This is a genomic window from Caproicibacterium amylolyticum, from assembly GCF_014467055.1.
In the GTDB taxonomy this organism is placed as follows: Bacteria; Bacillota; Clostridia; order Oscillospirales; family Acutalibacteraceae; genus Caproicibacterium; species Caproicibacterium amylolyticum.
Window position 1 is genome coordinate 2,970,900 of sequence record NZ_CP060696.1, and the last position, 25,302, is coordinate 2,996,201.

Annotated in this window: 19 protein-coding genes, 5 tRNA genes and 2 rRNA genes; 1 reads left to right on the forward strand and 25 read right to left on the reverse strand. The window is 49.4% G+C overall.

Features of this window, described 5'->3' with window-relative positions; all coding sequences use genetic code 11:
* Nucleotides 1-257: 257 nt before the first annotated feature.
* The 4 genes from H6X83_RS14380 to H6X83_RS14395 form a co-directional block, all read right to left on the reverse strand.
* Nucleotides 258-3,089, reverse strand: a 23S ribosomal RNA gene (locus H6X83_RS14380).
* A gap of 295 nt (nucleotides 3,090-3,384) precedes the next feature.
* Nucleotides 3,385-3,461 (reverse strand) — tRNA-Ile (locus H6X83_RS14385).
* Nucleotides 3,462-3,497: 36 nt separating this feature from the next.
* A tRNA-Ala gene (locus H6X83_RS14390) sits at nucleotides 3,498-3,573 on the reverse strand.
* 140 nt (nucleotides 3,574-3,713) lie between these two features.
* Nucleotides 3,714-5,226 (reverse strand): 16S ribosomal RNA (locus H6X83_RS14395).
* Together the 16S and 23S rRNA genes with 2 tRNA genes alongside form the textbook arrangement of a ribosomal RNA operon.
* A gap of 393 nt (nucleotides 5,227-5,619) precedes the next feature.
* On the opposite strand from H6X83_RS14395, the gene sleB reads away from it, so the two are divergent.
* Nucleotides 5,620-6,309 carry a spore cortex-lytic enzyme gene (sleB, locus tag H6X83_RS14400; RefSeq protein WP_212507140.1) on the forward strand — a complete coding sequence of 230 codons (690 nt, stop codon included), beginning with the start codon at nucleotides 5,620-5,622 and terminating at the stop codon, nucleotides 6,307-6,309.
* Between the two features lie 81 nt (nucleotides 6,310-6,390).
* Here sleB and H6X83_RS14405 read toward each other — a convergent pair whose 3' ends face one another.
* From H6X83_RS14405 to rpmH, 21 genes are all read right to left on the reverse strand, one after another.
* Nucleotides 6,391-7,554 carry an MFS transporter gene (locus H6X83_RS14405; RefSeq protein WP_212507141.1) on the reverse strand — a complete coding sequence of 388 codons (1,164 nt, stop codon included), beginning with the start codon at nucleotides 7,552-7,554 and terminating at the stop codon, nucleotides 6,391-6,393.
* Between the two features lie 170 nt (nucleotides 7,555-7,724).
* Nucleotides 7,725-8,171 (reverse strand): hypothetical protein, encoded by a 447-nt coding sequence (locus tag H6X83_RS14410; RefSeq protein WP_212507142.1) that lies wholly within the window; start codon nucleotides 8,169-8,171, stop codon nucleotides 7,725-7,727.
* Between the two features lie 207 nt (nucleotides 8,172-8,378).
* Nucleotides 8,379-9,440, reverse strand: a complete 1,062-nt coding sequence (locus H6X83_RS14415) for a helix-turn-helix domain-containing protein (protein ID WP_212507143.1) — start codon at nucleotides 9,438-9,440, stop codon at nucleotides 8,379-8,381.
* A 235-nt stretch (nucleotides 9,441-9,675) separates the two neighbouring features.
* Nucleotides 9,676-10,227, reverse strand: a complete 552-nt coding sequence (locus H6X83_RS14420) for an immunoglobulin domain-containing protein (RefSeq protein WP_212507144.1) — start codon at nucleotides 10,225-10,227, stop codon at nucleotides 9,676-9,678.
* 97 nt (nucleotides 10,228-10,324) lie between these two features.
* Nucleotides 10,325-10,401: transfer RNA gene (locus H6X83_RS14425), tRNA-Val, on the reverse strand.
* Nucleotides 10,402-10,429: 28 nt separating this feature from the next.
* Nucleotides 10,430-10,504: transfer RNA gene (locus tag H6X83_RS14430), tRNA-Glu, on the reverse strand.
* 3 nt (nucleotides 10,505-10,507) lie between these two features.
* Nucleotides 10,508-10,584, reverse strand: a tRNA-Met gene (locus H6X83_RS14435).
* Between the two features lie 112 nt (nucleotides 10,585-10,696).
* Nucleotides 10,697-12,202, reverse strand: coding sequence for an IMP dehydrogenase (locus H6X83_RS14440; RefSeq protein WP_212507145.1), 1,506 nt, complete (start codon nucleotides 12,200-12,202; stop codon nucleotides 10,697-10,699).
* Between the two features lie 255 nt (nucleotides 12,203-12,457).
* The gene (locus H6X83_RS14445) at nucleotides 12,458-13,198 is read right to left on the reverse strand and encodes an acyl-[acyl-carrier-protein] thioesterase (protein WP_212507146.1); all 741 of its coding nucleotides are present in this window, start codon (nucleotides 13,196-13,198) and stop codon (nucleotides 12,458-12,460) included.
* A gap of 114 nt (nucleotides 13,199-13,312) precedes the next feature.
* Complete coding sequence (gene serS / locus H6X83_RS14450) at nucleotides 13,313-14,599, reverse strand: serine--tRNA ligase (RefSeq protein WP_212507147.1); 1,287 nt, start codon at nucleotides 14,597-14,599, stop codon at nucleotides 13,313-13,315.
* Nucleotides 14,600-14,881: 282 nt separating this feature from the next.
* The gene (locus tag H6X83_RS14455) at nucleotides 14,882-15,691 is read right to left on the reverse strand and encodes a ParB/RepB/Spo0J family partition protein (protein ID WP_246419326.1); all 810 of its coding nucleotides are present in this window, start codon (nucleotides 15,689-15,691) and stop codon (nucleotides 14,882-14,884) included.
* 44 nt (nucleotides 15,692-15,735) lie between these two features.
* Entirely contained in the window at nucleotides 15,736-16,503 is a 768-nt protein-coding gene (locus H6X83_RS14460) for a ParA family protein (RefSeq protein WP_212507149.1), read from the reverse strand.
* A gap of 279 nt (nucleotides 16,504-16,782) precedes the next feature.
* Nucleotides 16,783-17,583, reverse strand: coding sequence for a ParB/RepB/Spo0J family partition protein (locus tag H6X83_RS14465; protein ID WP_212507150.1), 801 nt, complete (start codon nucleotides 17,581-17,583; stop codon nucleotides 16,783-16,785).
* Between the two features lie 326 nt (nucleotides 17,584-17,909).
* Nucleotides 17,910-18,620, reverse strand: a complete 711-nt coding sequence (gene rsmG / locus H6X83_RS14470; protein WP_212507151.1) for a 16S rRNA (guanine(527)-N(7))-methyltransferase RsmG — start codon at nucleotides 18,618-18,620, stop codon at nucleotides 17,910-17,912.
* Nucleotides 18,621-20,501: a tRNA uridine-5-carboxymethylaminomethyl(34) synthesis enzyme MnmG gene (gene mnmG, locus H6X83_RS14475; RefSeq protein WP_212507152.1), complete on the reverse strand. Its 1,881-nt coding sequence runs from the start codon at nucleotides 20,499-20,501 to the stop codon at nucleotides 18,621-18,623.
* A 214-nt stretch (nucleotides 20,502-20,715) separates the two neighbouring features.
* A complete protein-coding gene (gene mnmE, locus H6X83_RS14480; protein WP_212507153.1) occupies nucleotides 20,716-22,077 on the reverse strand; it encodes a tRNA uridine-5-carboxymethylaminomethyl(34) synthesis GTPase MnmE in 1,362 nt (453 codons plus the stop codon).
* Nucleotides 22,078-22,153: 76 nt separating this feature from the next.
* Nucleotides 22,154-23,005 carry an RNA-binding cell elongation regulator Jag/EloR gene (jag, locus tag H6X83_RS14485; RefSeq protein ID WP_212507154.1) on the reverse strand — a complete coding sequence of 284 codons (852 nt, stop codon included), beginning with the start codon at nucleotides 23,003-23,005 and terminating at the stop codon, nucleotides 22,154-22,156.
* Nucleotides 23,006-23,087: 82 nt separating this feature from the next.
* The gene (locus H6X83_RS14490) at nucleotides 23,088-24,221 is read right to left on the reverse strand and encodes a YidC/Oxa1 family membrane protein insertase (protein WP_212507155.1); all 1,134 of its coding nucleotides are present in this window, start codon (nucleotides 24,219-24,221) and stop codon (nucleotides 23,088-23,090) included.
* Between the two features lie 21 nt (nucleotides 24,222-24,242).
* The gene (gene yidD / locus H6X83_RS14495; RefSeq protein ID WP_212507156.1) at nucleotides 24,243-24,500 is read right to left on the reverse strand and encodes a membrane protein insertion efficiency factor YidD; all 258 of its coding nucleotides are present in this window, start codon (nucleotides 24,498-24,500) and stop codon (nucleotides 24,243-24,245) included.
* A complete protein-coding gene (gene rnpA, locus H6X83_RS14500; protein ID WP_212507157.1) occupies nucleotides 24,497-24,829 on the reverse strand; it encodes a ribonuclease P protein component in 333 nt (110 codons plus the stop codon). The genes yidD and rnpA overlap by 4 nt, the downstream gene beginning before the upstream one ends.
* 61 nt (nucleotides 24,830-24,890) lie before the next feature.
* Entirely contained in the window at nucleotides 24,891-25,025 is a 135-nt protein-coding gene (gene rpmH, locus H6X83_RS14505; protein WP_212507158.1) for a 50S ribosomal protein L34, read from the reverse strand.
* Nucleotides 25,026-25,302 lie beyond the last annotated feature (277 nt).

Sequence of the window (25,302 nt, forward strand, 5' to 3'; positions counted from 1 at the left end):
TTTCATTATAGTGGTAAGGAATTCCTTTACTTACTTTATACACTTTTGTATCCAGCTTGTCAATGCCATTTTACAATATAACAAAGCATTTATTGATTTTTATAACCATTTTTAAAAATTATGCTGTATTTTACAAACATAGCAACATTTTGAACAACAAAAAAACCGACTCACAAGAGTCGGCTTAACGTTTTTGTACACTGAAAACTGAATAAAGATTAGAATGCGAATTTGGATATTGGACGAGACCATGAACTATGGTCAAGCCCTCGACCTATTAGTACTGCCAAGCTGAACACATTACTGTGCTTACACATGCAGCCTATCAACCTTGTAGTCTTCAAGGGGTCTTACTTGCTTACGCAATGGGATATCTTATCTTGGAGTCGGCTTCACGCTTAGATGCTTTCAGCGTTTATCCGATCCGCACATAGTTGCCCAGCTGTGCCATTGGCATGACAACTGGTGCGCCAGCGGTGCGTCCATCCCGGTCCTCTCGTACTAAGGACAGCTCTCCTCAAATATCCTGCGCCCACGACAGATAGGGACCGAACTGTCTCACGACGTTCTGAACCCAGCTCGCGTACCACTTTAATCGGCGAACAGCCGAACCCTTGGGACCGAATACAGCCCCAGGATGTGATGAGCCGACATCGAGGTGCCAAACCTCCCCGTCGATGTGGACTCTTGGGGGAGATCAGCCTGTTATCCCCAGGGTAGCTTTTATCCGTTGAGCGACGGCAATTCCACTCTCATACCGCCGGATCACTAACTCCAACTTTCGTTACTGCTCGGACTGTCATCCTCGCAGTTAGGCTAGCTTATGCGTTTACACTCAGTAGCACGGTTTCCATCCGTGCTGAGCTAACCTTTGAGCGCCTCCGTTACCTTTTAGGAGGCGACCGCCCCAGTCAAACTGCCCGTCTAACAATGTCCCCCGGCCGGTTTCACGGCCGCAGGTTAGAATTTCAGCAACTTAAGGGTGGTATCCCAAGGTCGACTCCGCCAGCGCTGGCGCACCGGTTTCCATGTCTCCCACCTATCCTGTACATAAATTACCGAAACCCAATATTAAACTGCAGTAAAGCTCCATGGGGTCTTTCCGTCTTGTCGCGGGTAACCGGCATCTTCACCGGTACTACAATTTCGCCGGGCGGGTAATTGAGACAGTGCTCAGATCGTTACACCATTCGTGCGGGTCGGAACTTACCCGACAAGGAATTTCGCTACCTTAGGACCGTTATAGTTACGGCCGCCGTTTACTGGGGCTTCAATTCAATGCTTGCACATCTCCTCTTAACCTTCCAGCACCGGGCAGGTGTCAGCTCCTATACGTCATCTTTCGATTTGGCAGAAACCTGTGTTTTTGATAAACAGTCGCCTGAGCCTTTTCACTGTGGCCTCCCTTGCAGGAGGCGCCCCTTATTCCGAAGTTACGGGGCCAATTTGCCGAGTTCCTTAACTACCCTTCTCCCGTTGACCTTAGAATTCTCTTCCTGTCTACCTGTGTCGGTTTGCGGTACGGGCGCCTCAGATATACATTAAGCTTTTCTTGCCCTGCTCTACAAATACTTCCCTACTCTAATTTCGGTCCCTTACGCCCGGGGCAACCATCGCCCGGGTTATTCGCTTTGCAGGTGTCTCTTAACTTAAATCTTTTGGCGGCTACGGAATTTCCACCGTATGTGCATCGACTACGCCTTTCGGCCTCGCCTTAGCTCCCGGCTTACTTGGAGCGGACGAACCTTCCTCCAAAAACCTTAGACTTTCGGTCAATATGATTCTCACACATTTCGCGCTACTCATTCCGGCATTCTCACTTCTGTATAGTCCACCAACGCTTCCGCTTTGATTTCACCCCATACAGAACGCTCTCCTACCATCCTTTCGGATCCCAAGCTTCGGTACACGATTTAGCCCCGTTAAATTTTCGGCGCAGGGTCACTCGACCAGTGAGCTATTACGCACTCTTTTAATGTATGGCTGCTTCTGAGCCAACATCCTGGTTGTCTGTGCAACCCCACATCCTTTTCCACTTAACCGTGTTTGGGGACCTTAGCTGTGGGTCTGGGCTGTTTCCCTTTTGACAACGAAACTTATCTCACGCTGTCTGACTCCCGTACATCAATTATCCGGCATTCTGAGTTTGATAGGTCTTGGTAGCCTCTCGGCCCCTTAACCATTCAGTGCTTTACCTCCGGTAATCTAATACGAGGCTAGCCCTAAAGCTATTTCGGAGAGAACCAGCTATCTCCGGGTTCGATTGGAATTTCTCCGCTACCCACACCTCATCCGCTACCATTTCAACGGGAGTCGGTTCGGTCCTCCATGAGGTTTTACCCTCACTTCAACCTGGACATGGGTAGGTCACCCGGTTTCGGGTCGAATACAACTGACTTTATGCGCCCTATTAAGACTCGCTCTCGCTGCGGCTCCGGACCTTAAGTCCTTAACCTCGCCAGTTACATTCACTCGCCGGACCATTCTACAAAAGGTACCCGATCACCCATTGACGGGCTCTCGGTGCTTGTAAGCACAAGGTTTCAGGTTCTATTTCACTCCCCTCCCGGGGTGCTTTTCACCTTTCCTTCACAGTACTGTTCTCTATCGGTCACTGGGTAGTATTTAGGCTTGGAGGGTGGTCCCCCCGTCTTCCCACCGGGTTTCACGTGTCCGGCGGTACTCTGGATACAGCTCGCTGCTTCGCCTTTTCGTTTACGTGGCTCTCACACTCTTTGACCGGCCTTTCCATACCGTTCAACTAAAGCTTAGCATGCTAAATGCTGTCCGAACCCCGAAGGTATTGCTACCCTCGGTTTGGCCTCTTCCGCGTTCGCTCGCCACTACTAGCAGAATCTCATTTGATGTCTCTTCCTCGCCCTACTTAGATGTTTCAGTTCAGGCGGTTCCCCTCGTAAACCTATGAATTCAGTTTACGATGACTGGACATGACTCCAGCCGGATTGCTCCATTCGGAAATCTATGGATCAATGCCCACTTACGGCTCCCCATAGCTTATCGCAGTTAGTTGCGTCCTTCTTCGGCTCCCAGTGCCAAGGCATTCCCCTTGCGCTCTTTGTAGCTTGACCATGTGTTCTTTTGGTTCTCATTCTTCGTATAATTATACGAACTCGTAAATTGCAAAATTGTAGTAATTTTTTAACTTTACTTAATATCGTTTTCGCAATCTTTCTTTATTCAGTTTTCAATGTACAAGCGGGGAAGCCCCCGCAGGCTATGTGCTGAAGGTTACGTCCACTTTCGTGTTCTTCCCTACTTCACTTTTACCCAGCGTTTGCTTTCCTATTGAATTTGCAGCAAAGAGTTCCGCCCTTTCGGCCGTTTCTCTTTGCTTACTTTCTCTTCTCGCAAAGAGAAAGTAAGTGGTGGGCTTAGGTGGACTCGAACCACCGACCTCACGCTTATCAGGCGTGCGCTCTAACCGGCTGAGCTATAAGCCCATTTCCCGGCTTCCCGGTTCTTACACCGTCAGCCCTTGGTGGAGATAAACGGGATCGAACCGTTGACCTCCTGCTTGCAAAGCAGGCGCTCTCCCAGCTGAGCTATACCCCCATACTGGTGGCTGTTTTCCCCATCCACCTTCGAGAATCTTTTGCAAGACCCTCAAAATTAAACAACGATTAACTCTTCGAACGGACCCGACCGACCTTGGATATTAGAACAGCTTGTTTCATCTGTTCAGTTCTCCATAGAAAGGAGGTGATCCAGCCGCACCTTCTGATACGGCTACCTTGTTACGACTTCACCCCAGTCGCCAATCCTACCTTCGGCAGCGCCCTCCTTGCGGTTAGGCAACTGACTTCGGGTATTACCGGCTCCCATGGTGTGACGGGCGGTGTGTACAAGGCCCGGGAACGTATTCACCGCGGCATTATGATCCGCGATTACTAGCAATTCCAACTTCATGCAGGCGGGTTTCAGCCTACAATCCGAACTGAGACCGTTTTTATAGGTTTGCTCCACCTCGCGGTTTCGCTTCTCTTTGTTAACGGCCATTGTAGTACGTGTGTAGCCCAGGTCATAAGGGGCATGATGATTTGACGTCGTCCCCACCTTCCTCCGTTTTGTCAACGGCAGTCTTGCTAGAGTGCTCTTGCGTAGCAACTAACAATAAGGGTTGCGCTCGTTGCGGGACTTAACCCAACATCTCACGACACGAGCTGACGACAACCATGCACCACCTGTCTCTACTTTCCCCGAAGGGCACCTAATGCATCTCTGCTTCGTTAGTAGGATGTCAAGACCTGGTAAGGTTCTTCGCGTTGCTTCGAATTAAACCACATACTCCACTGCTTGTGCGGGCCCCCGTCAATTCCTTTGAGTTTCAACCTTGCGGTCGTACTCCCCAGGTGGATTACTTATTGTGTTAACTCCGGCACGGAGGGGGTCAGACCCCCCACACCTAGTAATCATCGTTTACGGCATGGACTACCAGGGTATCTAATCCTGTTTGCTACCCATGCTTTCGTGCCTCAGCGTCAGTTAAAGCCCAGTAGGTCGCCTTCGCCACTGGTGTTCCTCCCGATCTCTACGCATTTCACCGCTACACCGGGAATTCCACCTACCTCTACTTCACTCAAGCCACGCAGTTTCAATTGCAGGCTATGGGTTGAGCCCATAGTTTTCACAACTGACTTGCATAGCCGCCTACGCACCCTTTACACCCAGTAAATCCGGACAACGCTTGCTCCCTACGTATTACCGCGGCTGCTGGCACGTAGTTAGCCGGAGCTTGCTGCTTGGGTACCGTCATTATCGTCCCCAAGTACAAAAGTTTACAATCCGAAGACCTTCATCCTTCACGCGGCGTTGCTGCATCAGAGTTTCCTCCATTGTGCAATATCCCCCACTGCTGCCTCCCGTAGGAGTCTGGGCCGTGTCTCAGTCCCAATGTGGCCGTTCAACCTCTCAGTCCGGCTACCGATCGTCGCCATGGTGGGCTGTTATCTCACCATCTAGCTAATCGGACGCGAGTCCATCTTACAGCGGATTGCTCCTTTGATTTCTCTACCATGTGATAAAGAAATGTCATGCGGTATTAGCGTCCGTTTCCAGACGTTATCCCCCTCTGTAAGGCAGGTTACTCACGCGTTACTCACCCGTCCGCCACTAAGCTCTCAACCGAAATCAAAAGCTTCGTTCGACTTGCATGTGTTAGGCACGCCGCCAGCGTTCGTCCTGAGCCAGGATCAAACTCTCTAAAATATTGTATCTAAACATCTTTCGACGCTCAAATCTATTTCAGAGCTTTTGTAAGCTCAATCTTGATACGCTTGCGTATCGCTTTTGCTGTTTTTATACGAGTCAGCTTCTCGTCATTCCTCTCGGAATTTTCGGGTCCGTTCTATTGTCATCGTTGTTTAATTTTCAAGGTCCTGTCGTCGTCATGCTTGACAAACATCTTTCAACTTTCCGCCCCGCTTTGCAGCAGCTTGTTCAGTTTTGTGTGCCTGTCTTGCGGCGACTCATATATAATACCACGCTACTTCCCTTATGTCAACACCTTTTTTGAACTTTTTTCGCTTTTTTTTGAAAAGTGCCAAATACCCGCATGAAAGCGCCTTTTTCGGGGACAATTCATGTAAAAGGAGGATATATATGAAGAAGATAGGCGTTACAGCATGGAGAGTGCTGGTAGTTGTTCTTGTCAGCTGCGTTGCCTTTGGCCTGCTTGCAAACGTGGGGCGCAGCACACAGACTCTCTCCAAGGTTGGTTCACAGGGTACGGAGGTCACAAAGATTCAGACCAAGCTGCAGAACTTGGGGATTTACTCCGGGAAAATAGACGGCGTCTATGGCAATGCCACAAAGAAAGCAGTGGTATCCTTTCAGAAGCAGCAGGGAATCACTGCGGACGGCATTGCCGGTACACAGACGCTGAAAGCCCTTGGTGTCTCCGGCAGTTCCGGCGGCACCAGCGGAATCGGCAAATACTCCAGCAACGACATTAAACTGCTGGCCACGATTGTTTCGGCTGAAGCGCGCGGGGAACCCTACGAGGGGCAGGTGGCTGTTGCCGCCGTCATTCTGAATCGAATTGAACACCCCTCCTTTCCAAACACGCTTTCCGGTGTTGTTTATCAGCCGGGTGCGTTCAGCTGTCTGACAGACGGCGGTGTCAATGCCGCTGTGTCAGATTCCGCCTACAAGGCTGCACGCGACGCAATAAACGGTTGGGATCCCTCAGGCGGTGCTATCTATTATTATAACCCCGCTAAAAGCACAAACAAGTGGATTTTTTCACGCCCAATTATTACCGTTATCGGCAAGCATCGCTTTTGCTCCTGAAATGCGTGAAAAAATAAAGCACCTGGCAGTTTTCTGTCAGGTGCTTTTTCTTACATATATATATGTATAACAACTAAAAGATTATTCCAGACAGGTTCTGCTCCTGCTTCTTCCCCACAGTAAAAACAGAATCAAGCCCGCTGTGCAGAAAGCAGTCCCCAATGCCATTGCGTAAGACAACTTCATCTCTGCCAGTTTACCAAACACGATATTTGTCACAATCGCTACGCCATCCATCAGCAGCGCATTAACACTCAGGGCTGTTGCACGATTGGCAGAAGCCACCTGCCGATTCTGTAAGTCCACCTGGAGTGGCTGAAACAGGCAGTAACAAATGTGCAGGCACACAATGGACAGCACTGAGGAAACCGCACTGTCGGTCACTGTGAGTGTTCCACACGCAAGGATACAGGCTAAAAACAATACAGTTCCAAACCGAGCCATACCAAATCGGTTTGTCAGCCGCGCGGAAAGACCGCCAAAAAGCCCTAGCACTGACACGATAATATAGATGTATCCCATCGCACCGGTGGAAATTCCGCACTTTTCATACTGCAGCTGGTTGAGATACGTAGTTATGGTCTGGTGTGTTTCATTCAGCAGTGCTACCGCAAGCAGGAGCAACACAAGGGTTTTATTTTTGGAAATGTGATGAATGACATTTTTAAATTCTGAAAAAAGATTTTGCCTTTCTCTCCTTTTGGGTTTGACTTCCGTAAGCCCAAAGACAAGCACTGCTGCAATTCCATAACTGACAACCGTGAGCAGACCCGCCAAACGATAATTATCCTTAATAAAGAGAGAAAAGACCGCTGCGGCGCTCAGTAAGCCAATCGTGCCGAGGTTGTCATACACCCCAAAAACGCCTTGTGCGCTGTCCTCGCGGCTGGAAAGGTACAGTACACTGGTATCCACACCGGAAAGTCCGGCAAAGATGATTCCTAACAAGATACGTTCCAGCAAAAATGCACCAAACCCATTTGCCTGCCAAAAAATAATCTTTGAAAGAAAGTAAAGCAGGCAGCAGAAAATCATGGTGCTGCGGTATCCAATTCGATCTGCAAGAATTCCCCACGGCAGCTCCATGGCCACGCACACTGCCAGTGAAATGCTTTCAATAATTGTAATCTGGAATATCGAAACGCCTGCAGCTTGCCGGTAAAGCGTTGCGACCGGCGCGTAAAACACCATTCCCTGCAGCAAGGCAATGGCATACATAATGAAAATATTCTTTTTTATTCGCACGAAAAATTTCGCCCTTTCCAATTTGAGTACAGCAAAGTAAGGGTACAACTTTCGTTATAACCCTGTGCCGAAAATTCGGTTTTGCTGTTCTCAATGCAGACGAATCATTTTTCGTGTCTTCTTTTTATAATAAGATGCGCGTTTATTCTAGTCTATCCGAATATCATCTGTCAACCGTAACCACAGCTGACGACACGCCATTCTCCAGCGCTGTTGCGTACCAGCCACCATTCATAATTCTTATAGGTATTATTTTTATTGAAACCCTCCGGTGCCATTGAACCAGTTTTATAGTTTGAAAGCAGCATTAGTACATCTTTCCCCTTAGTGCCCTTGGGAATAAACCCATTGTTGTTCGTTTCAACATAATTCACGGGATAAGTGTCCATTGTGGCATCGTACCAAATATCTGTCAGCTTACAATCACGAAATTTGAAAAAGTATTGTTTTACGCATTCTCCCGCAGCTGTAAGATCTGCTTTGCTGAACTTCACGGTGTCCTGAAAGTTCATACGTGCGCCATTACTTTTCCCATACCACGGAACAGCAACAACAGCCACACCTACCAGCATCGCTGCGGCAACCCCAGCAAAAATCTTTTTAAACCGTTTTCGCACTTCTACTCCCCCAATCCTGCTTTTCCGTTTATTTACTTTTTAGTATAAAATGAAATCAAGAATCTGTCAACGGGCAAGAGAGTACAAAAAAGCTCCCCTTGTTAGGGAAGCCTGTCGCTAAAATTTCAAGCCTTATACGCTTTGAACTTCGTTGTGACTTCTTTTTGCGGGATTCTATTGCTTCACCGGAAGCAGAGTCCTTTTTTATTAAACGATCATACCCTGTTTTTCCCGTTTTTTTCCGCGCAGTTGCAGTATGACACCAACAATCGTTACCAACGCACTCGCTATAAATCCAAGTGCAAAGACCAACAAGTTGACATTTAAGTATTCCTGTTGAAAAAGTCTTCCCCACTGAAAATAATCCGCCAGTATTCGCAGACCGTTAGTATCCTGGTTAATCATCAGTGCATTTAGACTCAATTCCATAAACGGAATGGAAAAATCACTAAGGAAGCAAATCAATCCGCCCTTTAAGCAGCGGTGCAGTGGGACATAAACAGCAATCGCAAAAATACCCCAGACCGGCAGATAGCTAATACCGGTAATTAAAAGTGCTCGGAATAAATTTCCTCCACTTGTTACCGCAACGCAAAGTATCACAAGCAATACATTCCATCCGGTAATAGCTGCCAGCACAATCGCAGGAAATCCACGGTGCCTAGGGCAAAAGCGTCCCAGCAGATACAGCCCCCAGGGCAATGCCAGGCAGACCGCTGAAACAGCAATGCCAAAACCCAGCCAAGCACCTCGTGTGTAACCCCAGCAAGCCAGCAGCAGCAAAAACAGACTGCCCGTTGCGCAGCCCAGTGTCACCACACCTGTTTCTTTTTCTGCCATCAGCGGTACGTTCGTAAAACTGAAAGCTAACAGCAACGCTGTCAGCACAATCCAAAACCAACTCAGCGTATGATAGACTGCAAGATTACAGAGAAAACAAATGATTAATGTAACGACATAACAGAAGGTAAATATTTGCTGCACTCTGCGGTGAAGAACGCGGTATACCTTAGCATCTTTCTTTTCCCTGCCGGCCGCCACATCGTCACAGGCTGTAAAAAATTCATGCTCAGAAATGGAAAGTTCCCGACAGATATCGGTTACCAGCGCAATGTCCGGGTAAGAAAGCCCCCGTTCCCATTTGGAAACCGTTGTATTGGTTACAAACAGCCGCTTCGCTAATTCTTCCTGTGTCAGCCCCGCCTGTCTGTGTTTTTGCACAAAGTATGCTCCAAAGCTTTGCTTATTCAGATTTTGGTCTTTTTCCATGTAATTATCTCCTTTTGCAGTTTTCAGCCTTATTATAGGTCTGCTTTTCTTTCTGCGTCAAGGAAATTGTCGGCTTTGGCGGCTCGACCGCTGCGCCACCTACAAATAACACGAAAAGACTCTTTGAAATACGTTTTTTCTCTTTCGCAGGTACAGTTTTTGCTGATGGAGCCGCTTTATTTTTCTACAAAGAAAAATCACCTGCTGCATTTTTCGCAGCAGGTGATTTTAAGATTTACGCTTTGTAAGTCTTGAACTTTTCAAGGACTGCCTTTTTGCGGGTTTCGTTTGCTTCGCCGGAAGCGGAGTCCTTGTAAATCATCAGGTACTTTCCGCTGTCACTCACAACAGCAGGAATGTTTTTTTCAAACAAAGTAAAGCTACCCTTCTGCTTCACTTCATCCAGCACCTTTTTTGCGGTGTCATTCAGGTTGGCAGGGTCGTACTCATAAAACTCTGCAGTAACTGTCTGCTTCTTATCCACGGAACCGGAGTAGCGATAACCGCTCTTAGCGCCAATCAGCTCACTGCGCATGGCATCGCCGTTCCCCTCAATGTATCCGCACGCACCGAGGTAGGTAGCCAGCCCTTTCAGGCTGTCGTCATACTTGGTGGGGTCCACGCTGCTGGCAGGTGCAGCTTCGCTGCTGCTTGCCTGTGAAGAAACCGCAGAAGCTGCTGAGGAAACCGCAGGTTCCGTTCCGGAAACTGCTACATCCCCCACACCGCAGCCTGTGCAGGCCACCGCCAGTGCGGCGGCAGCGGCAATAATCAATGCTTTCTTCATGAGTAACCTCCCGGCAAATTTTTCTGAATAGAAGAAAAACCGCTGCAAAGAGCGGTTTTTCTGCTTTTGCGGTCCCAAAAAGCGCCGCTTCAGTTTTTGGTGGACACGAGGGGACTCGAACCCATGACCTCTCGCGTGTGAGGCGAGCGCTCTAACCAGCTGAGCTACGCGTCCACAGCTCCAGACAAGGATGACAAAAAAGTGGTGACCCAGACGGGATTCGAACCCATGAACCCGCCGTGAAAGGGCGGTGTCTTAACCGCTTGACGACTGGGCCAGATGGTAGCGGCAATAGGATTTGAACCTATGACACTTCGGGTATGAACCGAATGCTCTAGCCAGCTGAGCTATGCCGCCATCTGCGCTTCGCACACTGCGAAGCGCTTATTATTATAACGGAACTTGTCCTGCTTTGTCAAGCCTTTTTTCAAATCTTTTTGAAAAAGCCTGAAGCTTTCCTCTGCGAAGCTTATTTTACCTGGTTGCTGCTGTCCTTCAAGACAACATCATGTGCGCCGCCCTCAACGATGCTGGTGCTGGAAACCAGCGTCAGCTTGGCTTTTTTCTGCAGTTCCGGAATCGTCAGCGCACCGCAGTTGCACATTGTAGAGCGAACTTTACTCAGGGTTGTGCTGACGTTGTCCTTCAAAGCACCCGCATACGGCACATAAGAGTCCACGCCCTCTTCAAAGGAAAGTTTCTTTGCGCCGCCCATGTCATAGCGCTGCCAGTTGCGGGCACGGTTGCTGCCCTCTCCCCAATACTCTTTCATATACTGGCCATTAATGGTGACTTTATTCGTCGGGGATTCGTCAAAACGGGAGAAGTAGCGGCCGAGCATGACAAAATCTGCGCCCATTGCCAGTGCAAGGGTCAGGTGGTGGTCGTACACAATACCGCCGTCAGAGCAAATCGGCACATAAATGCCGGTCTCTTTGTAGTATTCATCGCGTGCTTTGGCAACTTCAATAACCGCTGTGGCCTGACCGCGGCCAATACCTTTTGTTTCTCGGGTAATGCAGATGGAACCGCCGCCAATTCCGATTTTTACAAAGTCCGCACCGGCCTCGGCCAAAAAGCGGAAGCCGTCACCGTCGATCACGTTGCCTGCGCCGATTTTCACCTTGTCGCCGTACTTGCCGCGTACCCATGCAATGGTGCGTCTCTGCCACTCTGTGTAACCTTCGGAAGAATCAATGCAGAAAATGTCCGCACCAGCCTCCAGCAGCGCCGGAATACGCTCTGCGTAGTCGCGGGTATTGACACCGGCACCGACCATATAGCGCTTCTGCGCGTCCAGCAGTTCGCTTGTATTCTCTTTATGCTCGGAATAATCCTTGCGGAAAACAAAGTAGCAAAGTTTGCCGTCATTGTCCACGACCGGCAGAGAGTTCAGCTTGTTCGCCCAAATAATATCGTTGCACTCGGAAAGGGTTGCGCCTTTGGGTGCGGAGATGACCTTTTCAATAGGAGTCATAAAGGAATAAACCGGGGTTTCCACCGCCATACGGCTTACACGGTAATCACGGCTGGTAACAACGCCCAGCAGCTTGCCGATGCCGGTGCCGTCATCTGTTACAGCCACAGTGGAATGGCCGGTTTCTTCTTTAAGCTTCAGGATGTCTGCAAGTGTCTGGTCTGGCTTAATGTTGGAGTCACTGGTTACAAAGCCCGCTTTGTAGGCTTTTACCTTGGCAATCATGGCTGCTTCCTGCTCAATGGTCTGTGAACCGTAAATGAAGGAAACGCCGCCTTCCTTCGCGAGAGCAACCGCCAGTGTATCATTGGAAACAGACTGCATAACCGCCGAAGTCATTGGGATATTCAGGGTAATGGCAGGCTCTTCCCCTTTTTTGAACTTGGTAATCGGGGTTTTCAGGCTTACGTTATCCGGTATGCATTCTGCCGAAGAGTATCCGGGCACCAACAGATACTCATTAAAGGTATGACAAGGTTCATCGTAGTAAAAAGCCATTTTGCAGCATCCTCCGTCTTTTCTTTAAGATTGATTCTACTCGTTTTGCTTTTTCGCCGTGTAAAAAGGAAGCTGTTTTAAACAGCTAAAGCGGTTTCAAACAGCAGGGTATAATATTTTTACATTATAGCACCCCTCAAAATCGATTTCAATACAAGGAATGCCGCTTTTGGTCTGATTTTGTTGTTGCCAAAAAATTTCTGCATTTTGTTAAAAAATCATGACCAAATAATGAATAAACCATGTAATTTGACTTTATCTTTCAACGAAAGCCGCAAAGCTAAGGTCACCCGCGCGGCTTCCCGACATCAAAAAGCCATTTTGCTGCTGCGAACCACTGATTTCCAAGACATCGCCCAAAACACTTTCAGAGAGGTAACTAATATGGATTTTCTTCCAATCATGGTATACTTCAGGAATAAAATCCTCTACAATATCGCCGTAAATTGTATTTGTCAGGTGCCGGTTCATATCCAAATCACTGTAGCGAATCGGGCGATTTCCCAGCACCGGCTGTGTGGTCTTAATACGAAGCTTGTTTACCCGTTCCTCTGGCGGGACCACCTGCTGCTTAAAAACATGATACTGATACAGTGCGTCCGGACGCAGAGGACGGTGTGTTTCGCAGTTGACACAGACACTGACTTGGCGGATGTGCAGAACTTCTTCTTCCCCGCTTAAAAAGTGAAAATCACGGTATACGTGTACCCCCGCGGCGCCAAGCGGCAGTGTGTGAATATGCAGACGCTCATTGCGCTTTGGAAAACGCCGTACCTGCACCTGATTTTCTGTAATCAGTAGTGCAATGCCGTCTTTCAGCATTTTTTCGTAGCCAAGTCCGACTGCATCCATATGTTCGTCTGCGGTTTCCTGCTCCATACGCAGAATCGCGGAAAGCCGGATACGGCCGTTTGCACCAATTTGCGGGCTTTCAACGCGTGCAGTTCTTTCAAAGCTTTCCGGTGAAACAATGGGCTGTTGTGCCGGTGAATTCATGTTTTCCCTTTCCTTTCTTTCAAAACAGGGCTGTTGCGCCTGCAACAGCCCTGAACTTAGTGTGTGAATCTGTGTTTGTTTTTATTCCAATATTTTCATTTGATACGTGCAGAATTAGTCCTGCGGCTTAATAACATCAACACCCATGTACTTGCGCAGCACTTCCGGCACCGTTACACTGCCGTCCGCATTCTGGTACTGCTCTACAATAGCAGGCAGCACTCGGGAAGTTGCCAGACCGGAAGCGTTCAGTGTATGCACAAACTGCAGTTTCTTATTTTCGTCACGGAATTTTACATTGCCGCGGCGTGCCTGGTAAGAACGCGCATTGGAAGCAGAAGAAACTTCCTTGTAAATGCCCATAGACGGAATCCATACTTCAATATCATAGGTACGTGCCATGGAGAAAGAGCAGTCACCTGCGGCCAAACGGCTCAGACGATAGTGCAGGCCAAGCTCCTGAACCAGACGTTCCGCCTTGCCAACCAGCTCCTTAAAAGCCGCGTCGCTGTCTTCCGGCTTTGTGTACTGAACCATTTCCACCTTATTAAACTGATGTCCGCGAATCATGCCACGCTCCTCGCTGCGGTAGGAACCGGCTTCACGACGGTAGCACGGGGTGTATGCAATGTACTTCTTCGGCAGTTCATCAGCAGTCAGAATTTCATCTCGGTGCAGGTTGACCAATGCAGTTTCAGCCGTAGGCAGCATAAATTTTTTATCGGTGCTGGTCGGGTTTTGAATCCAGTAAACTTCATCACCGAATTTCGGGAACTGACCAGCAACATAACCGCATTCATAGTTCAGCATGTGCGGCGGCAGAATCAGTTCATAGCCGTCAGCCAGATGCTCATTAATAAAGAAATTAAGAATGGCCCACTCCATGCGTGCGCCCCAGCCGCGGTAAATCCATGCGCCATTGCCGGCAATCTTCGCGCCGCGCTGATAATCGATCATACCCAAGCTTTCGCAAAGGTCCACATGATTTTTCGGCTCAAAATCAAAAACAGGCTTTTCCTTAAAGTAATGGTCCGGAATGTTCTGCTCTTTGCCGCCAGCCTGCACATCTTCGTCAGGCAGATTTGGCAGACACAGCATCAGTTCCTGCTGCTTATCATTGATTTCAGAAAGCTTTGCGTCCGCTTCCTTAATTTCTTCGGACAGCTTCTTCATCTTTGCCAGGACTTCGGAAGCATCCCCGCCAGCCTTCTTAATTTTCGGAATTTCCTTGCTGACAGCATTCTGCTCGGCCTTTTTACTTTCCACAGCACCGGTTGCTTCACGGCGTTCCTTATCTACTGCAAGGATTTCATCCACAACGCTATCCAAATCCATTTCGCGTTTTTTAATTGCCGCTTTTACATAGTCCGGATTGTCCCGGATCAGCTTAATGTCTACCATTTTAATTTTCTCCTTTGTCTTATATCTCAAATAATAATTAAAATTTTCTTTGTACCCCAAGAATCAAAGTTTTCGCAAGCCCTGTTCACAAGGCTGCAGGGTTTGGAAACCTGCAAGAGAAAGGTCCCAAGGTCTTGTCCTTTGCGGCGTGCCTTCGCCGCCGCAGATTTGCCATGGCTGTAAAACCTTTTTCATAAATAAGGGTTTTACAGGCAAGAGATCAGACCGTGGGCTTCGCCCACACATACCGCCTTGCAAAGGCGGGCGAAACCTTTACTGTTTTTACTCAAACAGTTTCAGCAGTGCTTTCAGGTCTTCTTCCCCGCTGAACTCAATCTGCAATACACCCTTTTTGCGGCTGCCGGTCACTTTGACCCGCCTGCCCAACTGTTCATGCAGGGAAAGCGCAGCTTCATCGTAAAATGGAATTTCTTTTTGAATACTTGCTTCTTTAGGATTGGTACTGAACTGCTTTGCCAGCTTTTCAAGCTGACGGACAGTCAGTCCCTCCTGCACACAGCGAAAAGCCATTGGGACCTGATGCTCCGGCGGGAACGCCAGAAGCGTCCGCCCCTGCCCAGAGGTCAGCTTTCCCTCAGACAGCAGCTTCTGCACTTCTGCCGGAAGACGGGTCAGGCGCAGTGCATTCGCAATGGACGGACGTGATTTGCCCACACTGTCCGCCACTTCCTCCTGCGTCATTGCGTACTCGTCCATCAGAGCCTGAAACCCCTGCGCTTCTTCCAATGGATTCAAATCCGCACGCTGCAGGTTTTCAATAAGCGCCAGCTCCATTACCTGCTGATCTGAAAGCTCACGCACCAATGCAGGTATTTCCTGCAAACCCGCCATGCGGGCCGCACGCCAGCGGCGCTCCCCTGCTACGATTTGGTAGCCGCCCTCATCGTGAAGCGGACGAACCAGTAGCGGTTGTAAAATTCCGTGCTTTGCAATAGAGTCCGCCAGCTCCGCCATTTCCGTTTCGTCAAACTCGCGGCGCGGCTGACTTCGGTTCGGTTCAATTTCATTAATGTTTAGGGTAACAGAAACATTGCCGTCTTCAGCATCGTTTTCCGCAAAAATAATGTCCAATCCTTTGCCAAGACCTCTTTGTTTGGAGGACAATCCGTTTCACCTCAGCTTTCATTATTATGTATCAGTTCGGCAGCAAGGGCATTATACGCTTCCGCGCCCTTGCAGTTTCGGTCAAAGTATTGAATCGGCTGCCCAAAGCTGGGCGCTTCACTCAGCCGCACTGTGCGGGGAATCACCGTTCCAAATACCTTCCCTTTAAAATATTTCTTAACTTCATCGACTACCTGTTGTGTCAGGTTCAGCCGGCCGTCATACATCGTCAGCAGCACACCCTCAATATCCAGCGCACTGTTATACTGACGCTTTACACGGCGAACACTGTTCATCAGCTGACTCAACCCCTCCAATGCATAAAACTCACACTGAATCGGGATCAAAACACTATCTGCAGCATTCAGTGCATTGGTTGTAATAAAGCCGAGCGACGGTGGGCAGTCAATGATAATATACGCATATTGTTCCTTTACCTGCACCAAAGCACGTTTTAAAACACTCTCGCGGTGCGGTTTGTCTACCAGTTCAATTTCAGCACCCGCCAAATCCAGAGAACTGGGCAGCAGGTCCAAATGATTGAACTCTGTTGAATGAATTGCTTTTTTAATATCTGCGTCACGAATCAGCACATCGTAAACCGATTCATTCAGTTTTCTGCGGTCCACACCAACTCCGCTGGAGGAGTTTCCCTGTGGGTCAGTATCCACCAGCAGAGTTTTTCTTCCGGCAGCGCCAAGCGCGGCCGCCAGATTGACAGCCGTGGTAGTCTTCCCCACACCGCCTTTTTGGTTTGAGATTGCAATAATGCGGCACATAAGGCTCCTCCCTCTCTATTTTTACAGTATGCCCTATTATACCACGAATAAAGCCGCAAATAAAGTGGTCCCACTCTGTTTCTGTGAAGAATTCCACTTATTCCTCTTAAAACAATGTGAAAGGCCTTTGTTTCACGTGAAACACTTTAAAAGACAAGTAGTTTCTAAGACAAGTGGTAAAACAAAAAGGGAGCTTACATTTCTGCAAGCTCCCTTTTTGTAAATGATTGTGGGAAAATGATAAGAAAATGGGTTTCTTATAATCTAATAACTGCACAGTTAGGCGGGTTTCCTCCCTGCGCCCTCTGCTTTCGGTATACGCACGACCCACTCCAGGTAATCGTCAGTTTCCGTATGGAATGTTTCGGCTGGAACCCCGGTGCTGCGCAAAGTGGTGACTGCGTGTTCGATCGTGTTCCCAAAAATACGCACATCTTTAATGATTGGCAGCTGATGCTGTTTGTGTTTCGGTTCAGATTCCAACAGTTTACTGACCAGTGCATCGGTCTGCTGCACATTTAGCTGGCTGTGCAGCACCATTTCCAAGACCTGCTTTTGCATTTCAGCATTTGGCAGCCGAAGCAGTGCGCGCGCGTGCCGTTCCGTCAGGTGATTCTCAAGAATAATTTCCCGTGCGCTGCCGGACAGTTTCAGCAAACGCAGTTTATTTGCCACAGCAGACTGACTTCTGCCCAAACGTGCAGCACATTCCTCCTGCGTTATGTTCCATTCTTCAATTAAACGCCGCAGGCCGTCAGCCTCCTCAAACATATTGAGGTCTTCCCGCTGTAAATTTTCTGTCAACGCAAAAATTGCACTTTCGCGGTCAGTACAGGCTGTAATCAGCACCGGGACTTCACGCATGCCAATAAACTTACAGGCACGCAGCCGCCGTTCGCCGGCAACCAGTTCGTAACCACCCTGTACACGCCTTACCACCAGCGGCTGCAGCAAACCATTCGATGCAATACTGTCCGCCAGCTCTCGCAGTTCCTCCGCCGCAAATGTGCGCCGCGGCTGCGCGGGATTCGGCCGAATACTGTCAATGTCCAGTTTCAGGATATGCTGCTGTCCAAGCATTCTCTCACCTCCTGCTTGTCCCTATCGTAACACAGCCAGGCTGTACAAATTTGTAGAATGGTGAGAAAATAATCAATTTTCTTTTGCATAATTTTTTGCTGCATTATGCAAAGGCAGAGTTTCTAAATTACCGGTTTCATAAAAATGAACTTTTGAAAAACAGTTTTTAGATATGACATTGCCTGCTCTATAAAACGCGTTTTAGCAAAATTGCACAATCCCATATTTCACAAGCAGCTGCACTTTCCACTTTGCAAAACAGCAGTTGAAAATTATGTTTAAAATCGTCGACAGTCCTGAAATTGTTGACTTTTCTATGTGGAAAACTACAGCGGCTGCTTTTTAATTTTTTCCCCTACACGTGGGTACTTTGGTGAACAGGCATGGACGTGCTGAATCATTAAAAACGTCCGGGAACTGCCATCCGGAAGCGTGTACACGATATTTTTCTTGACACAGCCGCCCAGCGACTGAAGTGCGCGCCGCGATTCCGCCAATTCTTCAGCTCCAGCAGGGCCTTTCCAAGCACAAAAATAGCCGCCCGGTTTCACAAACGGCAGGCAGTATTCACATAGTACAGAAAGTGGTGCCACTGCACGGGCAAATGCAAAATCAAACTGCTCCCGCAGTTCCGGTTTTCTGCTGCCCTCCTCTGCCCTTGCGTGAACGGTTGCTGCTGTGACATTTAGCTTGGCACACACATCATCCAAAACCGTTAAGCGCTTTTGCAGGCTGTCCAGCAGTGTCAGCTGCATTTGCGGCACAGCAAGCTTTAAGGGGATACCCGGAAATCCAGCGCCTGTTCCGACATCAAGGCATGTTTTACCAGCAGGATTAAACCACTGCAGCGGCCACAAGCAATCCAAAAAGTGCTTTTCCACAAACTCATTTGGCTCTGTAATTGCCGTTAAATTTAATTTTGTATTCCACTCTAAAAGCTGTTCCATGTAGGACTGAAACTGTGTCGTCTGTTCTACAGTTAGAGCAAGACCGCAGGACTGTGCGCCCTGCCGCAGTAGATTTTCGATATTTTCCATTCAGTTCTTCTCCTTGGTAAGCCAAATCAGCAGAACACTGACATCCGCCGGGCTGACACCGGAAATGCGGCTTGCCTGACCAATATTTGATGGCTGCACCTTGTTTAGCTTTTCCTGTGCCTCACTGCGCAGACCAGTAATTGTTGTATAGTCCAGCTCCTGCGGCAGCAGTCTGCCCTCTAAGCGGCGCATTTCCGCGATATCTGCTTTTTGCCGCTTGATGTATCCCTCATATTTAAGTTCAATTTCTACATTTTCAAATACATCATCGGGATAATCCGGACGGTCTGTGTCTACAGAGGTTAATATTTGATAGTTAATCTGCGGGCGTTTTAGCAGATCTGCCAGCCGCACACCAGTTGTTACCGGAGATGTTTCATGTGAAACAAGCAGTGCATTGAGAGCCTTACTCGGCGGCATGACGGTTTTCTGCGCACGTTTGAATTCCGCGGCTTTCTGCTCCTCTTTCTTCTGAAAACGCGCCCAGCGTGCGTCACCAATTAACCCCAGTTTACGGCCAATCGATGTCAAACGCTCGTCTGCATTGTCCTGCCGGAGCACCAGCCGATACTCACTGCGGCTTGTCATCATACGGTATGGGTCCGTTACACCCTTAGTGACCAAATCATCCACCAGCGTTCCAATGTAAGAACTCGCGCGGTCAAGAATCATCGGCTCGCGCCCCTGCACTTTCAGCGCCGCGTTGATGCCCGCAACGATTCCCTGCGCGGCGGCTTCTTCATAGCCGGAACTGCCATTGAATTGTCCAGCACCGTAAAGCCCTGGTTGGCTGCGAAACTCCAACGTTGCCGCCATCTGCTGCGGATCTACGCAATCGTACTCAATCGCGTAGGCACAGCGCATGATTTGAACATGCTCCAAACCCTTAATCGTGTGGTAAAATTGCAGCTGCACTTCCTCCGGCAGGCTGGAACTCATGCCCTGCAGGTACATTTCTTCTGTGTGCAGACCGCAGGGTTCGATAAACAGCTGATGCCGCGGCTTATCCTGGAACCGCATGATTTTATCTTCAATGCTCGGGCAATACCGCGGACCGATTCCTTTGATATGTCCGCTATAAAGCGGGCTGCGGCCGATATTTTTCAAAATGACTTCCTTAGTGCGGTCATTGGTCCAGGAAACATGGCAAACTTCCCGGTTTTTTCCCGGTTCCAGTGTATCATATGAAAACGGAACAACGGGGTCATCCCCTTTTTGCACTTCCAAATCCGAAAAATCAATGCTGCTGCGCAGGGCACGCGCCGGTGTACCAGTTTTAAAGCGTCGCAGACGCAAGTTTAGTTTGCGCAGGGGTTCGCTTAAAAATGCGGCTGGGAACATGCCGTCCGGGCCACTTTCGTAACTGACCTCGCCAATGTAAACTCTGCCGCCTAAAAAAGTGCCGGTCGCCAGTACCACGGCTTTCACCGTATAAACCGCACCCATGCGTGTGACCAGTTCCCACAGCTTTCCATCCGCTGCATGGCGCAGATCAACAACTTCTGCCTGCTTCAAATACAGATTGTCTTGCAGTTCCAGCACATGCTTCATGGTTTCGCTGTATTTGCGCCGGTCAATCTGACAGCGCAGGGAATGTACTGCCGGACCTTTGCCCAAGTTCAGCATACGGCTCTGCAAAAAGCATTTGTCGGTTGTGCGTCCCATTTCGCCGCCGAGCGCATCTATCTCGCGCACAAGGTGTCCCTTAGCCGTGCCGCCGATACTCGGATTGCAGGGACAGTTGCCGACTGCATCCAGATTAATTGTAAACACCAAAGTAGAACAGCCGAGCCGCGCACTGGCAAGCCCGGCCTCAATTCCGGCATGACCGGCACCCACCACTGCTACATCATAGGCCCCGGCATCATATTCATGTTCCATAATTATCAACTTCCTCTTATCACTTGCTTACCTAGAATCAAATCGTTGCTTTCCGTCGCTCGCGTACCCCGAAAGGGTATTCTTAGAAAGCGACTAGGGGTGCGGGGCAACGCCCGCCGCGGCCTGTTCTTAACCTTGCCTTTATCCTGAGAAGCGCCAGCGGGTTTGGGAGCCTGCAAGTCAGGCTCCCAAGGTCTTTGTTGCTTTTCGTTCCTTACTTCCCCACACAAAACGTTTCAAACACCTGGTTTACTACCGTTTCCGAAACATTTTCACCGGTCAGCTCCAAAAGCGCCGAAATGGCATCCTCCACACAAACAGTCACCGCATCCAGTGTCATACCATTTTCCAGTGCTTCCAGTGCCTCATTAACCGCAGCCAGGGCACGTTGTGCCGCCGCCTGCTGTCTCTGCGTAAACAGTACGCCGGAAGTTGGATCAATAGATTGCAAATGCAGCACCTGCTGTACCGCATTTTGCAGTTCCTTCAATCCACTTCCTTGTAAAGCGCTAATATATACAATTTGTTTAAATTTTGATTGAATATACGAATTGTCTATTCTGCTTTGCAAATCATTTTTGTTAATAACTGCAATGGCAGGTGTATCACCCAGCATTTCAATAAACTGCTGGTCTTCCTCCCGCAGTGGTTCCGAGGAATCAAACACTGCCAGCACCAGTTGTGCCGCTTCCACGCGGCTGCGGCTGCGCAGTACACCAAGCTGTTCCACCGGGTCGCTGGTATCCCGCAATCCGGCGGTATCCGCCAGACGCAGTGGAATCCCGCCCAGCAAAACGGTATCCTCCACAACATCACGGGTGGTGCCGGCGTAGGAAGTAACTATGCTTTTTTCGCAACCGGCCAGCAGATTCATCAGCGTGCTTTTGCCAACATTGGGTCTGCCCGCAATAACCGTATCAACGCCCTCGCGCAGTACCCTGCCGGTATCAAACCCCGAAAGCAGTTCCCTCAGCTTTTGCTGTACTTCTTTCAGCTGTGTGCCCAGTGTGCCACTCTCAACTTCCGGCACATTTTCTTCCGGAAAGTCTGCCCATGCCGCCAAGTGAGAGGCGGCAGCCGTCAGCTGTTCCTGAGCCGCGCAGATTTTATCGTGCAGTCTGCCCTCCTGCCCAGCACGAGCGGCGCGGGCGGCACCTTTTCCCTGTGCGGAAATCAATTCCATAACCGACTCCGCCTGTGTTAGGTCCATCTTTCCATTCAGGTAGGCGCGCCGTGTAAATTCACCTGGCTGCGCCAGCACCGCCCCTGCGGCAATGCAGGCATTCAGCAGCCGCCGAAGCAGATACAAACCGCCATGGCAGGAAAGCTCCACTACATCTTCACCCGTATAGCTTTTAGGTGCACGGTAATTTGCCGCTACACATTGGTCAAATGTACCCTCATCATCATGTACAGAGCCAAACAGGGATGTATAGCCCGCAATTTCGTCCAGTTTTTTACCAGACACAGATGAAAAGACCTTACCCGCTACGGTACGCGCATTATCACCGGAAATCCGCACAATGCCGATTCCGCCTGATGCCTGCGGTGTGCTGATGGCTGCTATGGTGTGCATAAAACCATTCCTTTCACAAAAAAAGCGCCCCGCCCGTCTGGGCGCGAGCGCTGAAATTCAAAAGCGGTCTGACTGTTTAGTTTTCGCTGGAGGAGTTGCGGTTTACGCGGCCAGCAGACTGCTGCGTCCCGTGATAATCGCCCTGCCGCGGACTGCCACTGCTGTGGTACCCGCCAGACTGGCGCGGGCCACTGTGGTAGCCGCCGTTACGATTCTGGTGGAAATCCCCGCCCGGGCGGCGGCTGTTATTGGTATTGCTATACGGCCTTCTGCCGCCTGGCCGCCGCGGCTGAAACCGCTCGCCGCCCTCAGGCCCGATGACCACATGGCGTGCCTGATCCTGCCCCTCACTCCAACTGGTAGCACCCTCAATCTCCTGAACAGCTGTATGAATAATGCGGCGCTCATAGGGATTCATCGGTTCCAAAGAATTGTTTCGGCCAGACTTAACCGCTTTGGCGGCAAGTTTTTTACCGAGTGCTTCCAGTGTTTCACGGCGCTTTTCACGGTAATTACCGATATCCAGTGTAATGCGGTAATAGGTATCTTCCGTGTGATTTGCCACCAAACCTGCCAGATACTGCAGAGCATCCAGCGTTTCACCGCGGTGGCCAATGATAAAGCCAACATCTCCGCCGGTAATGGAAAGCATTGCGCTATTTTCCTCTTCCTGAATCTCAATTTGAACGTCTGTGAGGCCAAGATTACAGAGAACACTGTGCAGATAGGAAGCCGCTTTATCTGCTGGGCTTTCTTCCACGAAAACACGAACTTTTGCAGGGCTGCCGCCAAAAAGTCCCAGTGTTTTTCTAACCGGCATTTCCAGTATCTCAAATTCTGCTTCTTCTGACTGTACACCCAGCTCACGGCACGCGGCTTCGCGGGCGGCTTCCACTGTTTCTCCTGTACCAATTACTTCTCTGCGCATAACAGCATCCTCCTTTGTCTTTAGCCTAGCTTTTTCGTCGTATTATGCCGGCATCCCGGCCTGCAGAACTCTAAATTTGCTCTTATTTTTTCTGACCCATATAGTCATTCTTGCTCTGTGCACCGCTGTTTTTGCCCTTGGCAGACTGAGCATTGGCAGCAATCTTCTTCTTTTTCGCGCCTTCTCCATTGGGGGAAGTCTGGTTCCAGTTACGCACCTTGCGTTCCAGTTCCGCCTGCACATCCGGCGGCAGCGGCTGCATACGCGCTTCGTTCTGCTCCATCAGCATCACGTGAGAACCCTCCGCCTGTGCCGTCAAAATCTGCGGCGAATAGTACTTTTGCATCATCCAGGTTCTTACCAGTCCCATCAGACCATTAATGGTGTAGTAAAGGCTCATAGCGGCCGGCACAATGCAGGTTACATAGCCGAAGAAAACAGACATGCCAACCATTACAACCGTCATGCAGCCCTGCTGGGCGCCTGGCTGAGCCTGTCCCATTTTTTTCTGGCTGTAAGTCATGTAAATCGTAGAACCAATCTGCAGGCCGATACTCGCCAGCGGCAGCAGGAACAGCGGGCTGCTGAACAGCGAAGACCAGAAGTGCCCGGAAACAGCCGGCGCCTGCAGCAGGTCAAGTCCAAAGAACTTAAAGCTGCCGCTGAACATTTGCAGCTTCTGCATATCGTAATGGCTGAAAATATCAGTGATGTACGGCTGAATCTGTGTAAAATCCTTTGCAATGTCCAACTCGTGGTAGGTGGTGGCATAGGAACCCAATGTACTGGCCAGCGCATCTCCCGGTACGTGCTGAATAAAGTTGGAAGCCTGCGTAACCGCATTAGCGTCCAAATGCAGCATATTTGTCAGCGGACTGGACAGCGCATAGAACAGGCTCATGAAGATGAGCATAGGAATAAACATCATCAGGCAGCTGCCGCCCATGCCGCCCATGCCCTCTTTTTCATACAGCTTCTGCTGCTCTTCCATCAGCTTAGCTTTGTCATTGCCGTAAATCTTCTGCAGCTCCTGCATTTTCTTCTGCATCTTCATGCTGCCGGCCATGCCCTTTTGCTGCTTGATGTAAGGTGGGAACATTAAAAGGTTCAGCACCACCGTAAACAAAATGACCGCAACACCATAGTTGCGCACTACAAAGTACAGGCCGTACAGCACATAGCCGATCAGCCAGCCGAGTCCGTTAAAAATTTGCATAAGGCGATAAATTCTCCTCTTTTATAAGGATTTCCGTTTTTTCTTTTCTTTTTTGATCTTTATCTTTTTCTCCGGAACAGGGTCGTAACCGCCCCGGCTGAAAGGGTTGCACCGCAGGATCCGCCACAAAGCAAGCACTGTACCCTTCAGCGGGCCAAAGCGCTCGATTGCCTCTATTGCATAGTTGGAACAGGTCGGCATATACCTGCACATGGGGCCGTGCAGCGGGGAAATGTGCTTCTGGTAAAACCGGATCAGTTTCAGCAGCAGCTTTTTCACTGCAGCATTCCCGCTTTGCGCAGCTGCTGTTCCATTGCGCGCTGTACAGAAGTGCTTTTGACATACGGGGTCTTTGCACGCGCCACAAAAATAAAGTCATAGCCCGGTTTTACCCGCGGCAGCAGTTCCCGAAACGCAGCGCGGATAATCCTGCGCGAACGATTTCGTTTTACCGCGTTGCCGATTCTTTTGCTGGTGGTAATACCCATGCGCACCAAGCCTGTTCTGTTTTTTAAGGTATAACAAACCACCACCGGCGTCACCAGGTTTTTGCCCCTGCTGTAAATGCGCCGGAAGTCTCTGTTTTCCTTTATAGGTACATAATCCATGCGGTCAGCTCCGTTACATACAAAGAAAGGCCACGCTGCCGTGGCCCTTACGTTGCCTTCATCAGTAGGTCAGGCGTGCCCGGCCCTTTGCGCGGCGGCGTGCAAGTACCTTGCGGCCGTTGCTTGTAGACATCCTTTTACGGAAGCCGTGCTCCTTTTTGCGGTGGAGCTTCTTCGGCTGATACGTTCTTTTCATGAATGAAAACCTCCTTTCGGAATAAACCTCTGCAAGTTAGCATTATATCTCACATTTGCAGAGCCTGTCAAGAATTAATATACCACAATCGGCCTGGAAAAGAAAGAAGTTCCCGAAAATTCAAAAAAATTTTTTCTTTTGCCGCTGGTAAGTCCGTATTCGCTGTTTTTCGCGCTCCCTATAACAGTTCGTTGCAAAAATACCCCGTTTATGCTATTATGAATTATATTTAAATGTTTAAATGCAACGCTAATTATCACGGAGGAGAGCTGAACAC